Here is a 14,703-nt window from a genome sequence, read left to right as displayed (position 1 = left end):
CGGCCTATCGCCGACCGGAGCCGCAGGTCAGGTGGGCTGGCTACCAGGCGGCCAGCTCGGCGACGAACTCGTCGTAGGACCGGTTCTTCCCTTCGGGCCGGATGACCTTCCCGTCCGCGCCGAGCGCCTTCTCCATGATGCGGGGGGCGTCCGACACCTGATAGGGGGGTCTCCACGGGTGTTCTCTGAGGACCTTTTTGGGGTCGTGGACTTTGGCGAGGTCGCAGCTTTTGTACCTGGCCTTGAGAACCCAGCCGGAATTGACCTTGGTGAACGCGGAGGGGAACTGCATGAGCCAGGCCTCCGTCTCGAAGGCCGCCAGAGCGACCGCCGACGGGCACGAGAAGGCGTTCTGGAGTTCGTCGCTGATGCGTTTGCGGACCTCGACGTACTTCTCCTCGTTCACCAGGTCGAGGTCCACGTGCACCACGAGGCCCGCCAGCTCCGACCGCAGGGAAGCGGCCTGCACCAGTCTGCGGAGTTTGTCGATGCGCGGGGTCAGTTCCTTGTCGGCCGGTCCGAGGCAGGTTTTGTCCCGGAGGTTGACGATCTTCGCATCCGGGCGGAAGGCCCGGACGAGGTGCCAGAGGACCTTCCGGTCGAAGTCACCCTCGCCCGCGACGACTATGACGGAGTCCTTCTTCGGGCCGGCCTTTCCCTTGCCTTTCACAGCCCGCCCCCCAACGTGTTCGCGAACCACAGTTCCCCGATGGGCATGCCTTCGGATGCTTCGATGACCTCGCGCACCTCGTCCGGTGTGAGTGCCGGGATACGTGACGATCCGTCCGCGTCCCGCTCGCAGACCACGAACTCGTCCGGGGTCAGTTCGCTGACGAACACGGGGGAGTGTGTGGTGACCAGGAACTGCGCCCGGCGGCTCGCTTCCCGCAGTCGCACCGCGAGAAGTTCCAGGGCGTGCGGATGGATGCCGTGGTCGATCTCCTCGATGCAGGTGAGAGCCGGCGGCTCAGGGTCGTGGAAGATCGACAGCAGACACAGAACGCGCACCGTTCCGAAGGAGGCGTCCTCCAAGCGGGTGCGTCCCCGCAGTCCTTCTTCCTCCAGCTCGATCGAGAGGTGGTCGTACGTCCCCGGGGTGTCCACGATGTGGATGTCCCGGATTTGAGGGATCACCGCTCTGACGTCGTCCAGCAGTGCCTCCCAGATGGACCTGCGGCCCTTTTCGCCTCTGATGGCCCGGAGTGTCTTGAGGAAGTCCGCGAGGTTGGAGGCGTCGTCCTTCAGGTGGCGCCCCGAGCTGGTGATAGGGGAGGGTTTCCGCGCCTCCCGCACATCCGGATCGAAGACGCGGATGCCGGCGACGTGTCCTTTGATCTCCTCTACCGCGTGGGCCGTCGGGCTGTCCGTGACCCAGGGCAGTCGCTGGTGGAGAGCGGACGCCATCCGGTCCAGTCCGACGGCGTCCTTCAGGCCGTCGGACGCGAGGGAGCTGCTGATCTCCGCGGTCGCGCTCTTGAGGTTGAGGGAGGTTTCCGTTTCCTGACGAGGGTGCTGGGTGAACCGCTCCTGCCGGTAGAGGACTTGGCTGCGCGATGACACGCTCCGCCGGTTGACGCTCAGCTCATAGCTGTCCGGCTGCTCCTTCGATGCGTGGTCCGACCAGATGCCCTCGATTCCGATCGTGATCCGGGACACCGGTCTGGAACCACCTCGGAAGGCCACGGTCTCGAAGCCGCCTCGCTCTTCCAGAGCCTTTTCGATCCCGCCTTCGGACACGCTGCGCAGGAACTCCAGAGCGTGGAAGACGTTCGATTTGCCCGCCGCGTTCGGGCCGACCATGACGGTCAGTGGCCCGAGCGGCAGTTTCGTGTCGGTCAGGGTGCGGAAGTTCCGCACGGTCAGACCGAGTATCCGGTGGTTCACGCCTCGCGCCCATCGTGGAACGGCCGGGCCGTGACACCCGGTCAGCTGATTGGTCGGCGCACGGCGGACGGTCCCGAGGCATGCCGCTGAGTGCCGCTCAGTTCCCCATGTGCATCGTCCACTTGGCGCGTCCGACCACCGAGCATCACGAAGCGTACAACTTACGTCACACCGTCACCAGGTACTTGAACACATCGGCCATGCGGGCCGAAAACGCTCTCTTTTCAAGTGCTTCGGAGCGAACGGACTCTGGTGGGAAGGGATGCGCACGGACGGTGCCGAGGGGGAGCCGCGATGTCCGGACCGCTCTATGTTCCCGTTCTGCCGACGCGGTCACACGCCGCCGCGGCGTTCCGGCTGCTGTGGCCGGACGTCCGGTCCGTGATCAGGCCGCTGTGGAACCTGCCGCCGCTGCCCGGAGCAACACCGGACACGCTGGCCACGCTGGTCGGCAAGTATGTCGACCCGGTGAGCGCCGTGAGCCGGCGCGGCGGATGGATCGACGCTCCCTTCGGTGAGGACGCGCAGACCGCCGCTCTCGCCGAAGAACTGTCCGTCTACTGCGAGTTGGGACGGCTTCATCCGGTCACCGGGCCGGAGCGGACCGAGGCGCAGCGGACGGGAGCCTTGGAGACGGCCCGCCGCTGCCTACGCGGACTAGGTGTCCGGGTGCGCGTCCAGGGGGAGTGGGACGACGGTCTCGGGGAGGGTGTCCGGGACCTGCTCGACCGAACCGGTTCTGAGGTCCCCGTGGATCTGCTGCTCGACATGGGCGCGGTCCTCGACGACCGGCCCGACGCGGGCAAGGAGGCGCTACGCGCCCTCGACGCGCTGATGCCCTTGACCGACTGGCGGAGCGCCGCTCTGCTCGGCGGGGGCTTTCCCCGGGCCACCGCCGACATGCTGGAGGAAGGATGGTGTGAGGGGTCACGGGCGGAGTGGCGCATGTGGCACGAGGTGCGCGCCACAGGCAGTGCCTATGCTCCGCTGCTCGGTTACGGCGACTACGGTGTGCAGCCCCCGAGCGCCCTCGCGCAGGCCCCCGCACCCGGGAGGAAGGGCGGTCCGCCCTGGGGCGTACTCCGCTACACCATCGGCAACTCGTACCTCATGTTCAAGACGCTGACCCGGGGGCCCGACCGGATCGCCGTCAACCGCAGCGCGGCCCGCCGGATCGTCGAACTGCCCGAGTTTCGGGGAGCGAGGGCCGGACAGGGCGAGGAATGGCTGAGCGACTGCGCGCACGGTCCGCTCACGACCAGCGAAGGGGTGGGCGGCCCCAAGGAGTGGCTGCGGGAAGGCAACGTCCAGCACATGACGTACGTCGTGCGGAGCCTGCCCGGCGGCTGAGCGGGCCACCGCCGGGCACCTGGCCGCCCCCTCCCAGCCGCCTTGCCCGGCGCTCAGCCGAACAGCGGTGCCAGCGCGGTCTCGCCCGCGAGGATCCGCCAGGCGGGCACCCGCACTGTCCGGCTCACGGGGCAGGGTTTGGCCCCATGGCCCCCGGAGGGCAGCCCGGTGAGCAGGTCGCCTCGCGCGTGGGTCAGCCGAAGGTGCCGCGCCGGGTCCGCACCGGGCCCCGGGCCGGGGTCGATCAGCACCGCAGTGTTCTCGCCGGCGTCGGTGAACAGCAGGTCCACCGGGTGGCCGCCCACCAGCACAGCCCGCTCCAGATCGGTGATGCCCCGTCCCGCCAGGTACCGCTGCAGGCGGTCGGCGAGGTCCGCGCGGGCCTCGGTCACCGGGCCGGACGCGCCGCCCTCGGCCGTCGTGCCGTCGTCGGCCGTTCCCAGCGTCGCCGAGCGCGCGGCGAGCAGGGCGGGTAGGCCGCTCTGGTCCTGCCAGAAGGCACGGCCTCCCACCGTGATCAGCTGCGACTTGGCCCGGGTGACCGCCACGTTCCACAGGTTGACCTGGCTCGCGACCCAGTGCGTCGTCCGGGGCGGTGTGTTGTGCGCCGCCACCGGGCTGAGCACCATCACGTCCCGCTGCCCGCCCTGGAAGGTGTGGACGGTGCCGACCCGGACGCGGTCGTCGTCCCGCCACATCCGTGCCAGTGTCTCCTTCTGCGCCCGGAACGGCGTGACCACTCCCACCGTCGCGTCCGGCGCAAGCCCCGCCAGCAGCCCGTCGACCACACGCCGGACGGCCTTCGCCTCCTCCGCGTTCCGCCAGGACTGCCCGTCGCCGCCGCGCGCCGATGCCCCGGACGGTACGTCGACCCAGCCGAGCACCGGTGCCGGGTCGGCCGCTCCCACCGGGTCGTACGCCGCCACCTGCCGCCGCACGTCGGTCAGCACCCGCAACCGGCCGCCGTAGCAGTGGCCGTTGACGACGTCCGCGATCCGCGGGTGGCAGCGGTAGTGCTCGTCGAGGAGCAGAGCGCTGTCGCCGTGCTGTTCGGCCGCGTGGTACGAGGAGTACACGTGGTAGGTGAGGCGGTGGTGTTCCAGTTGCGCGGCGCTCAGCCCGGCCCGTACCCGTGCCTGACGTTCCTGCTGCGGTGACACGCCGGGGATGTGCCCGAGCTGCATGGGGTCGCCGATGATCAGTGCTCGGCGGGCCCGGAACAGCAGCGGCAGCACCGACGGGATGGAACACTGGCTGGCCTCGTCGATGACCACGAGATCGAACAGCTTCGGGGCGAGTTCCAGTTGCCGTACCGAGTGGGTGCTGACGGCCCATCCCTTGATGTGCGCCATCAGGTTCTTCTGGCTGCGCTGGTAGCCGGAGCGGCGGCGGAGCGCCTGGAGCCGCTGGTTCATGAGCCCGGTGGCCCGGCCCAGGGCCTCGGCGGACAGCGCGCGGGACAGTTCCGCCGACAGCCCGGACAGCGCCTCCGCCGTCGCGAGCCGGGACCGCTTGAGCCCTTCCTCGGCCCATTCCCCGTGCCGGTGGACGAGTTCCCGCACCTCCCGCTCCACGGACACGATCCCGGCCAGGGACTCCAGCAGTTCGGGCGGCACGGGTCGTCCCGTCGCCCACTCCGGCCATGCCGGTCCGGCATCGTTCGGGCGCTGCTCCGCCCCCGCCGTGACCAGCGCGGCGAGTACACGCCCGCGCCGCCATGACCCTAGCTGCCACCAGCGGGCGCCAGCTGTCTTCCGCGCCCGCTCCGCCCACCGGCCCAGCGCCGCGACGCCGTCGACGTCGGCCGCCCAGACCCCTTCGAGCAGGGACAGGGGCAGCTCCAGGGCCGCGGCCCGCTCCTCCCGGTCGCGGAGCAGTTCCAGCAGCTGCCCTTCCTCGCTGACGCGGTGGGCCGCCTGTGCCCGCAGCCGGTCGGCCGTTCCCCGGGTGTTCCGCAGCTCGCCGCCCACGGTGGCCGCCCCGCGCCGCGGCGGCCCGTCCGGTTCGGCGAGCAGCCGTTCCAGTTTGGCCGCCTCCCGCTCCAGCGCCTCCGCGTTGCCCGTCCGCATGAGCAGGCCGGGCGCGATGTCGTCGCAGCGCTGGGCGACGACGTTCACGGCCTCGTTGTTCGTGGAGGCGACCAGCACCGACTGACCCGCGGCGACACAGGTGGTGACGACCGCCGTGACGACCTCGCTCTTGCCCGTGCCGGGCGGCCCGGTCGCCACCGTCAGCGGCTGGGTCATCGCCGACGAGATCACCAACTCCTGGCTCTCGTTGCAAGGTCCTGGAGCGACGGGCGTCACCGGGCCGGCCGGGACTGCAGTGGGCGCGGGCACCTGCCGGGCCCCGCCGTTCAGCAGCGCGTCCAGGGCGGTGCCCGTGATCTGCGTGGTCCGCGTGGAGATCTGGAGCAGGTTCTCCACCAGCGCCTGGGTGGCCATGGCTTCGGCGCCTGAAGGGACCAGCAGCACGGCCGCGTTGTGCGCGCCGGGCCGCAGCGCCTGCATCACCGTGCGGTCGCTCAGCGCGGACGGGTCCAGCGGTTCGAGTTCCGGCAGCCCCAGCTCGTCCAGCAACTCCCTGACGGCACGCAGCATCTGGGCGTCGTTGCCCTCCTGCCAGGCCGGCTGCCAGCGCGCGACCAGGTCGGCCGCGTCACCCGCGTCCAGGAGTTCGGAGACAACCCCGCTGTGCAGGGACGGCACACCGCTGGGCCGGAGCACGTCCCGGCCCTCCTCGTCCGGCGCCAGCTCCATCTGCTGGATGAGCAACGGTGCCAGCTCCACCGACGCGCGCCGCCCCCGGCCGACGTCCCGCGCGGGCAGCGTGATCGCCGGATAGCCGTACCAGTACTCCTGCCGCGTCCCCGCCTCGGTGTCCGAGCCGCTCCGCCCCTCCGGCCGGGGCAGCGCTCCGGGCGCGACGATGTGCGGTCCGCGCCCCGACTGGATGGTCTCCTCGCCCTGGGTCAGCAGGAAGTACTTCTTGTTCCGGCCCCCGTCCCGGTCCGGCCGCATTCCGGCCGCCGCCTGCGCGGTGAGGCAGTCCGCGTAGTACCGCAGCAGCCCCTCCCGGTCGACACCGTCCCGCTCGTCCGCCTCCGCCAGCTGCCGGGCCTTCAGCAGCGCGGGGGAGCGCCGGACGGCGGCGGGGTCGTGAGGGAGCGCGGGGAGCCGCACCGGCCGTGCCACCGACCGGGCGAAGGGAAGGCTCCGTGTCGCCCTGATCGTGGACTTGGTGGGCCGCTGCTCCTCCGGTACGCCATCGCGGGTCATCTGGGCGGTCAGGTAGTCGAAGAGGTCGTCCGGGGTGATCCAGCCGCCCTCCTTGATCCGGCCGTTGCGCAGCCCCTCGACGATCTCCCCGGTGAACCGGGAGGTGCCGAGGCCCGACCCGGGCGGTGCCATCGCGGAGGCCGCCTGGAGTGCGTCGGACGCGGTGATGAAGTACACGCCGGTCGGCCGCAGCAGGGTGCTCGGCGCGGGCCGGTCCGGTTGCCCGGACGGGCCCTTCGCGGTCCAGCCCTGGACGACGGACCCGCTGGAGCAGCAGTCCAGCAGGACCAGTTTGGAGGCGGCCCGGCAGGACTGGAGCATCCGCTCCAGGAACTCCGCCGGTACGGCCGTGCCCGGCAGGTCGGCCGGGTCGGTGTCCCGGGTGAGGAAGTACAGCTGGCCGTCCTGCTCGCAGTACTCGCCGTGCCCGCTGAAGTAGAGCAGCGCGGTCTCACTGGGCTGCCGTGCCTCCAGGAACGTCTCGACGGCGTGCAGCATCTCCGCCCGCGTCGGCTCGGCGGCCAGCGCGCACTCGTTGTACATGCCGATCTCGGTGTTCTCCAGCACCGCCCGCATGTAGTGCAGATCGGCGCGTACGGCCGGGAGGTCGGCGTACCTCTCGCTGTCGTACGTGGAGACGCCGACGAGCAACGCGTGCCGGTCGTTGTCGGTCATCGCCGCTCAGCCCGCCGTCGTCGCCGTCGTGCCGTCGTCGCCGTCGTCCGCGAGGAACCGTTCGATGAGAGTGTCGTCCTCGCGGGCCTCCTTGCCGGTGATGTGCAGGGTCGACCCGTCGGGCCGCTTGACCACGATGGTGCGCTGCGGGACCCGCGCCAGCCATGTCTGCACCAGCGAGACCACGAACGAACCGGCGCTCAGCAGCAGCCCGACGGTCTCGGCGGACGGCCCGCCCTTGTCGCCGGCCCCCGCCAGACTGCCGGGCTCGGGCAGGTCCAGCCTGGCCGTGGGGTCCACCCCGCCGAGGGCGGCGAGCAGTTCGCGTGCGTCCTTACGGGCGCGCAGCGGATCCTCGTCGACGACGGAGATCAGGTATCCGGTGTGGTTGTTGTCGGGCATGGCGGTCTCGTACTCCCCCTGGATTCACCGGCTCCTTGCCGGGCGAACGAGACTAGTGGCCGCCACTGACACCGGACGGCCAAGTGGGTTCGCCGTTCGCGCCGTTGGCGTGAAACCGGTCGATGATGGCCGGGTCGTGAGCGTCTCGGGTCAGGCGCAGTTCCGCCCAGACGGTCTTTCCTGGGGCACCCACGCGCGGGGCGACCGCCCAACGGGTCGCCAGCCCCGCCACGATCAGCAGGCCCCGGCCGGACTCCGCGTCGCCGGGCGGTTCCCGGTCGGAGAGCAGCGGGATGCGTTCGGCCCGAGTGTCGGTGACCTCGATGCGCAGAGAGTCGGTGCTCTCGGTGAGCCGGACATGGAAGTCCCGTCCGGCTACATGCCCGTGCCGTACGGCGTTGGCGGTCAGCTCGGCCGTGATCAGGGTGAGCGTGTCGTTGACCTGGCCGTCGTACGGATGCCCCCACGTATCGAGCCGGTGGGAGACCAGCCTGCGGGCGAGGCGGGCGCCGCGCGGGGAGGAGGTGAAGGCCATCGCGAACTCGTGGAGGGGGCTGGAGGAGGTCTTGGTCCGGGACGCGGATTTGCCTGTGGCTTCGGCATCGACTTCGGATTGGGTCTCGGCTTCGGGAGTTCGCCGTGTGGGGGAAGTTCGGCTGTTCATGTGGCCCACGCTGCCGGTGTCGCCCTAGCGTGACCAGATACGACGCGCACACGGAGAGTCGCTGTAGGTGTGCGGTACGCGGGTGTAGGCGGGACGGAGCGTGACGGTCGGCGCGGGGGCGCGTTGGCTGGGGGAGGTGGTACGGGGATGAGTGAACCGACGGGACTTGTGGACGAGGCGTCGGAGAGCGGTGACGGCGAGGGAGAAGGACGGCAGCTGGAATCCGACGCCGGCTCGGGTGTTCTGCGGGTCTTCGGGCGGCAGCTGAAGCGGTTCCGGATGCGGGCGGGCCTGGAGCGGGCGGAATTCGGCTCGCTGACGGGATATTCGGTGTCCACCATTGCCGCGTATGAGCAGGGACGCCGGGTGGCTCCGCCGAGGTTCATCGACCGGGCGGATGAGGTTTTGGACGCGGGTGGGGTCCTCCAGGAGATGAAGGAGGAGGTGGCTCGGGCGCAGTATCCGGCGTTCTTTCGGGATGCGGCTCGGTTGGAAGGGGAGGCGGTTGAGCTGCACGTCTACGACACGCACCTCATCAACGGGCTCTTGCAGACGGAGGAGTACGCGCGGGCCGTGTTCACGATGCGGCGGCCGCTGCTGAGCGACGAGACGATCGAGGAGCGGGTCGCCGCACGTCTCGCGAGGCATGAGATCTTTAGCCGTCTGCCGATGCCGACCCTCAGTTTCGTCATCGAGCAGTCTGTGCTGACACGGCCCCTGGGCGGCGGCCACGTGATGCGCGGACAGTTGGAGCAGCTTCTACTGTGCGGACAGCGGCGAAACGTCGAGATCCAGATCATGCCGAACGCGCGGGACGAGCACGCCGGTCTGGCTGGCCCCTTCACCTTGATCGAGACGCAGGATGCGCGGAGGATCGCCTATGTGGAGGCATACAAGCACAGCCGCCTCTATACGGATCGGGGCACTGTCCGTGAGCTTGAAGAGCAGTACGGTCTGCTACGAGCACAAGCTCTCACGCCCCGTGAGTCGTTGACCCTCATCGAGGAACTGCTGGGAGAGACATGAACACCGACGTCGATGAAGTGGTTACTTGGCGCACGAGCAGCTACAGCAGTGGTGAGGGCGGCCAGTGCGTCGAGGTGGCTGTGCTCCCGGACGTTGTCCGCATACGGGACTCTAAGGACGTCGATCGACCCGCCATCCCCGTCACCGCTGCCGCCTGGGAGACATTCGTCGGCTTTGCGGCGCAGTAAGTGCCTGTTCTGCCCCCGGTCGTAGCCGGGGGCAGAACTAACTAACGGCGTGGGTCGACTACGCCTTGGCCGCTTCAGGGGCGCGCGGAGTCCAGCGCCCAGCGGCGATCTCTGCGTCTAGCCGTGCCTGGAAGTGCGCGTGCGCCGTCCGCATCTCGGCCTCACGGTCGGCCTTGTAGAAGGGGGTCTGGTAGCCCTCGGGGGGCGGTGTGCGCTCCGGGTCTTCCAGGTGGGCCATGAGGTCGAGGTAGTCCTGCTTGGTCTGGCCGTGGCCGTACGTGTTGAAGTCGGCGGCGATCTTACGGCCGTTGGCGTCGAACCAGGTCGCTGACTCGTAGTCGTAGAGCTGGGGGTATCGCGACTTGAAGATGGCGGCGAGCTGATCGGCGGTGATGCCGAGCCAGACGGAGACCAGGGCGTCGAGTTCTACGAGGGCGGCACGGCGTTCGTGCTCGGTACGGAGAGGCGTGCCGTACTCCCAGGCCGGTTTGAGCCCGGCGGCCAGGGGCTTCAGATACGGCCAGTTTGGGTTAGCCCAGTCCTCGTAGCCTGCCCAGTGCCGGTCGAACAACTCCTTCCAAAGCGGGGCGTAGTGAGAGGTTAGGACGTTTAGGCGGAGGGTGCGGAGGAGGAGGGCGGGGGCAAGAGGGTGCTTTGGATCAGGGGCCGGCATCTTGTGGGCCTCGGCAACCTGAAGGTCGGATCGACCAGTGATGCGCAGTAGGTAGTCCAGGGGAAGGGCCGCCCAGAAGCCAGAGTTGAGAGCGGTAAGGCGGTTGTCGGGCAGTGCCATTGACTGCACGGTGTGGACGTGGGCGGGGCCAGGTGGAATGAGTGCGGCGTGCAGGCAGCGGCTACTGTCGAAGGGGATCATTCTCCGCCAGGCCAACCGGAAGTACTTAGTGAACGGCTCCCCTAGCCAAGGGTCCTGTTCCTTGAGGTACGTTGTCTCGTCAGTTGCCCGCACATAGTTGGTCACGGGAACGTGCTCTTTGGGTAGTTTGGAGGGTGCGAGCAAGTCCCAGTCTCTGTTGCTCCGGCAGGGAATCCGCGGTTCCTTAGAGAATGGAAGCGCTGATGCAAAATGTGGCCCCTGAAGGATGACCTCTCCTAGCTCGGGTACAGCCTGGTTACCCCAGCGGATGAGCCCCTTCTTCTTAGCCCCTGCTTCGTCGTATCCCCGGGAGATCAAAGGGCGATAATCGTCCAGGTTGCCGCCGTAGGTGGCCAGGGCTTCGACGGCTCCTTGCTCGCCAACGAGGACGGGATAAAGCAGAGGGGCCTGTGCCGTTCCACCTGTTGAACCCGTCAAGGCCTGCCAACTGGCCAGCAAGGCCGTATTCACATGAACCACGCGCTCGCGGTGCGGTCGGATGTCCCACGAGCCGTTGTGCTTGATGCCTGGTGCGGCGCCTCGTCCGTCGTGGATGAGGGAATCGGGCAGAACGTCGGCGCCGCGAAGTTCGCTGAGATGTAGGAAGTCGGGCTCCTGTGGCGTGCTATAAATGTGCATTCCGAATTCCGCGGAGCGGTTGAGGTCTTCGAATGCCCAGTTCGCCGAGTTCACAAAGTGGGCGTGAACTCGAAGATGACGGTAAACAGCGGACCGGAGTACGCCCTCGCGCACGCCGCCGAAGTGAGTGTCCGGGTGAATCAGGCCAGCAGTGCCAGCCGAGGCGGTGTGCTGCCACACCCGAGTCATGAAGGCTCGATAGAGATCGCCCTGCGTACCGGCAAGAAGCGGATATGCGGCTGGGCTGCCCAGCACGGCGACGGTAGCCGCGTGACTGGCCAACTCAGCCAAGAGAAGACCCTGTCCGTCCGTACCTGCGCCCAGCAGTTCGTCTTTCCGAAGCCGCCACTCCGCCGCGCTCGGCTTCTCCGCCAGCACGAACCAAGGCTCCAACTCCGCCAGAACCAAATCCTCCTGCCACCTCGGCCTCACCCATGGCGGATTCCCCACCTGCAACTCAAACCCACCCCGCGCAAACGCCTGCGCGAACTCCAACTCCCAGTGAAAGAACCCCTGCGCTTTCGCCACATCTCTCGCCGCGCCCGCCCACAGGAACCGCTCCTCCAGCGACTGGAACCGGTCCATGCCCATCCACTCGGGCAGCTCGTCCTCGTAATCGGACAGGCGCTTCAGCGTCTGGAACGTCGGCACCAGCGACTCCTCTGGCACATCCTGCGTGCCCAGCAGTGCCTCGGCGAAGTCGATCCAGTCGTCCAGGTCGGCGAGTGGGATGACGTCTCGACGCTCACCCCTGATCTGCTCGGCGCGGCGGCCGGTGCGGCGGCGGGACACGGAATCCCGCGTCAGCGTCATCTGCTGGGGCTCGGCGGTGAAACCGGGCAATGCATCCGCCTCCCAGGCCAGCAGAACATCGTCGGCGCCGCTCTCCGCACCCCCCTCGATGCTGACCACCTCGAACTCCGCCGCCCGCGCGGCCAGCGCCTCGGCCCGCGCGTACCGCTCGTCCGTACCGTCCAGCAGCGCGGCGTTCTGCACTGGCCAGAACCACAGCGCGCACCACGCGTCCATCAGCGTCTTGAGGCGCCAGTAAGGGGTGTCCTCTGCCTGGAGCTCGGCCAGAATCGCGTCCCGCTGCACGGCGGCCGTCGGTCGGCGCAGCCAGTCCTCCTTCGCCCCCCACACCCGGATGTCGCGGGAGATGTCCCGCTCCGACAGCTCCAGCCGCTGCACGACCAGGCCCCACAGGTACTCGGCACGGCGGGCCAGCCCCTGGAGCCGGGCCGTCTGCTTAGCCGTCGGGGACTTCGTGACCGCCTTTCGCCACGCGGCCAGCGCCTTCGCCTCGGCCGGGGCGAGTGCCTTCGCCTCCTTCTCGGCGGCGACCGCGCCCCACTCCTTCGCCGGGAGGAGGAAGTGGTGCACCGCGCCTTCCGGGAGTGACGCACCCCCTACCGCCTCCGCCAGCGGGAAGCGCTCCGGAGTGGTCCCCAGCCAGCCGCCCTTCTTCAGCCGGTCGGCCGCGTACACCTCCCGTCGCCCGCCGATCAGGGAGTTTCCGCGCCGCAGGTGCAGGCCGAACCAGGGTGCCTCCATGCCGGGGTGCATGGTGTTGAGCCACAACGACACTTCGGCCAGCTCCACGGCCGTCTCGTTGAGGTCGACGCCGTAGGAGTTGTGCAGGGCGATGTACGCCTTCGTCTTCTGGAGTTCGACGGCGTACTGGTCGGTGTCGATCGACCGGCCCAACTCGGTCTGCCTGCGCCGCAGATACTCCGCCGCGACCTGGTTGATCGCCTCGTTGAGGAACGCGCCCGAGCCGAGGGCGGGTTCGCAGATCCGCCAGTCCAGGAGGTCTTTTGCCTCAGTCGTGTCCGTGAGGAGCTGTTGGAGGGCCAGTTGCACGGTGACCCGCGTCAGCGACTCCGGTGTGTAGTAGGACGCGGAGGTCTGCCGGTCGCGGCCGGAGAGGCGGTACACGAACGAGCCCGGCGCGTGCCGCACGCGGAGTTCCTCACCGGTGACCCGGTCCCGGCGGCGTACGAACACGGAGTCGTCGTAGTCGGCGATCTTCGACTTGGGGACCAGCCAGGAACCGTCCTTCGGGTCACCGTGCTTGGCGACCTCGTACAGCTCCTCGCCCGCGATGAAGCCGCTGTACGACATCAGGCCCTCGTAGACCGCGCCGAGCTGGTTGATGCCGAGCTGCGCGTACGAGATGAAGCCGCCGCGTTCCCCCCGCTTCCCCTGGGTGATCATCAGACTGTGCAGCACCTGGTGGAGGGTGGCGTTGCGCAGCCGGGTGTCCAGGTAGCGGACGGACTCGCCGCGGGCGAGGGCCTCGTCCGAGTCGTGGCGCGGGTCGGGGAGGCTGTCCGCGCCGATCAGGCGGATCGCGTCGCGTTCGAACAGCTTGCTGTGCAGCGGCTCGAAGCGCAGGCCGATGTCCTCGCTGGTCTTCTCGTCCGTTGTGTCGGCGTCGTCGGCTGCCTCCACACCGTGTGTGCGGCGCGGTCGGTAGCCGTCCTGCACTTTGCGGAACAGCAGGTCCAGGGACTCGTAGAGGTAGAAGCCGTTGCGGGCCGTGTCGCCCACCGGTTCGCGCTCGGCGACGAGTTCACCTAGCCGGCCGAGGCCGTAGCCCTGCTGGTACTCGGGATAGTCGGCGGGCAGGATGCCCAGCTCGGGACGGGCCTCCGCGTACAGCAGGAACAAGATCCGGTAGAGGTAGCGCAGCGACTCGCGGGTCAACCGGCGTCCGAGGTCCGGGAGTTCACCGATGTCCTCGGGGCGCACGCCCTGCCCGTGCAGCCGCTGGAGCACTTCGTTCGCGATCAGCTCGACGCTCTTGCGTAGGCCGTCGCGGAGTTCGCTGGAGACGCCGACCGCGTGCTTCGTCGACTTGCCGACCAGCTCGGCCAGCGGGTTCTCGCCGCCCTCCTCCGGCGTGCGCAGCGAGTCCGCGCCGAACAGCGCGGCCACGGTGTCGAGTTCGCCGCCCGCCCGGGTGTCGTTGCGCTGGAGCGCGGTGTCCAGGGAGACGCCCAGATAGCGTCCCTCACCCCACACCGCGCGGTCGGCGAGGACGATCACCCCGCCGCCGAGCAGCAGCACGTACCGGGGCGGCTCCTCGCAGGCGAACAGGAAGGAGGCGAGCTTGGAGCCGGTCTCCACCGGGTGCGGGCCGTCGAGCGGCACCGGTTCCAGGAGGCGTCCCCGGCCCTTCGGGTCGAGTGCCGCGTCGGGTTCGGCGGCCCAGCCGCAGTCCAGCGCGACCAGGCCCTTCTCGGCGTGGGCGACCGGGACCTCGTAACGCTGGCCCGCGCGCTCGACGGACAGGACGCGCGGCTTCGCGTCGTAGCCGAGCGCGCGCAGCACCTCGGCGTTGAGCGCCCGTACCTGCTCTCGCCACTTCGGTGCCCGGTAGGTCAGGAAGTCGTCGTCGGTGTCGCGGACGGAGATGATGCCGTCCTCGTCCTCGGGCAGGGCGAAGAAGGACCGCGCGCGGAAGTAGCCCCGGCGCAGCGCCCGCAGCCCGGCGCGCGGGGTCACCGGGAGTTCGGTACGGCCGGGCGTCGGCGCGGCGGACGTCTCCTCCTCGGTCCCTCCGTCGTCGCCGGCGGGGGGCTTCGCCGCCTCCTCGCGCTCCTTCCACCTCTGGAGCAGGCCCGACTTGAGATCCTTCGGCAGCACCTCGGCCAGGTAGTGAGCCGAGAAGTAGTCGCCACGGTTGACCAGGGAGTCGTACGTCATGACAGGGCTTCT

Annotated in this window: 9 protein-coding genes; 3 read left to right on the top strand and 6 right to left on the bottom strand. The window is 69.2% G+C overall.

Annotated elements, in window-relative coordinates:
- Window positions 1-40 precede the first annotated feature (40 nt).
- On the bottom strand, window positions 41-670 hold the full coding sequence (locus tag ACIQOE_RS02820; protein ID WP_401409220.1) for a hypothetical protein: 630 nt from the start codon (window positions 668-670) through the stop codon (window positions 41-43).
- Complete coding sequence (locus ACIQOE_RS02815) at window positions 667-1,884, bottom strand: AAA family ATPase (protein ID WP_401409217.1); 1,218 nt, start codon at window positions 1,882-1,884, stop codon at window positions 667-669. Before ACIQOE_RS02815 ends, ACIQOE_RS02820 begins: the two co-directional genes overlap by 4 nt.
- Before the next feature lie 294 nt (window positions 1,885-2,178).
- On the opposite strand from ACIQOE_RS02815, the gene ACIQOE_RS02810 reads away from it, so the two are divergent.
- Complete coding sequence (locus ACIQOE_RS02810; RefSeq protein WP_401409214.1) at window positions 2,179-3,234, top strand: beta family protein; 1,056 nt, start codon at window positions 2,179-2,181, stop codon at window positions 3,232-3,234.
- A gap of 53 nt (window positions 3,235-3,287) precedes the next feature.
- Here the strand turns inward: ACIQOE_RS02810 and ACIQOE_RS02805 are convergent, their stop codons facing one another.
- Genes ACIQOE_RS02805 through ACIQOE_RS02795 form a run of 3 tightly spaced genes read right to left on the bottom strand, consistent with a single transcriptional unit; the run spans window position 3,288 to window position 8,124 of the window.
- The gene (locus ACIQOE_RS02805; protein ID WP_401409211.1) at window positions 3,288-7,187 is read right to left on the bottom strand and encodes an AAA domain-containing protein; all 3,900 of its coding nucleotides are present in this window, start codon (window positions 7,185-7,187) and stop codon (window positions 3,288-3,290) included.
- A gap of 6 nt (window positions 7,188-7,193) precedes the next feature.
- Window positions 7,194-7,589, bottom strand: coding sequence for a hypothetical protein (locus ACIQOE_RS02800; RefSeq protein WP_401409208.1), 396 nt, complete (start codon window positions 7,587-7,589; stop codon window positions 7,194-7,196).
- Window positions 7,590-7,641: 52 nt separating this feature from the next.
- A complete protein-coding gene (locus tag ACIQOE_RS02795) occupies window positions 7,642-8,124 on the bottom strand; it encodes an ATP-binding protein (RefSeq protein ID WP_401409206.1) in 483 nt (160 codons plus the stop codon).
- 276 nt (window positions 8,125-8,400) lie between these two features.
- Here ACIQOE_RS02795 and ACIQOE_RS02790 point away from each other — a divergent pair, with 276 nt between their 5' ends.
- Window positions 8,401-9,279: a helix-turn-helix domain-containing protein gene (locus ACIQOE_RS02790; RefSeq protein WP_401409203.1), complete on the top strand. Its 879-nt coding sequence runs from the start codon at window positions 8,401-8,403 to the stop codon at window positions 9,277-9,279.
- A complete protein-coding gene (locus tag ACIQOE_RS02785; protein ID WP_401409200.1) occupies window positions 9,276-9,467 on the top strand; it encodes a DUF397 domain-containing protein in 192 nt (63 codons plus the stop codon). Before ACIQOE_RS02790 ends, ACIQOE_RS02785 begins: the two co-directional genes overlap by 4 nt.
- Window positions 9,468-9,525: 58 nt before the next feature.
- On the opposite strand, the gene ACIQOE_RS02780 is transcribed toward ACIQOE_RS02785, so the two are convergent.
- Window positions 9,526-14,691, bottom strand: coding sequence for a class I SAM-dependent DNA methyltransferase (locus ACIQOE_RS02780; RefSeq protein WP_401409197.1), 5,166 nt, complete (start codon window positions 14,689-14,691; stop codon window positions 9,526-9,528).
- Between the last annotated feature and the right edge of the window lie 12 nt (window positions 14,692-14,703).

Origin of the sequence: Streptomyces sp. NPDC091282 (genome assembly GCF_044757385.1) — a bacterium.
Taxonomy (GTDB): Bacteria; Actinomycetota; Actinomycetes; order Streptomycetales; family Streptomycetaceae; genus Streptomyces; species Streptomyces gramineus.
The sequence above is the reverse complement of the archived record's forward strand: the minus strand, read 5'-3'. Positions and strand labels throughout refer to the sequence as shown.

Coding starts and splice junctions, on each gene's coding strand:
- ACIQOE_RS02810 (WP_401409214.1), top strand. CDS start 2,179: ATGTCCGGACCGCTCTATGTTCCCGTTCTGCCGACGCGGTCACACGCC.
- ACIQOE_RS02805 (WP_401409211.1), bottom strand. CDS start 7,187: ATGACCGACAACGACCGGCACGCGTTGCTCGTCGGCGTCTCCACGTAC.
- ACIQOE_RS02800 (WP_401409208.1), bottom strand. CDS start 7,589: ATGCCCGACAACAACCACACCGGATACCTGATCTCCGTCGTCGACGAG.
- ACIQOE_RS02795 (WP_401409206.1), bottom strand. CDS start 8,124: ATGGCCTTCACCTCCTCCCCGCGCGGCGCCCGCCTCGCCCGCAGGCTG.
- ACIQOE_RS02790 (WP_401409203.1), top strand. CDS start 8,401: ATGAGTGAACCGACGGGACTTGTGGACGAGGCGTCGGAGAGCGGTGAC.
- ACIQOE_RS02785 (WP_401409200.1), top strand. CDS start 9,276: ATGAACACCGACGTCGATGAAGTGGTTACTTGGCGCACGAGCAGCTAC.
- ACIQOE_RS02780 (WP_401409197.1), bottom strand. CDS start 14,691: ATGACGTACGACTCCCTGGTCAACCGTGGCGACTACTTCTCGGCTCAC.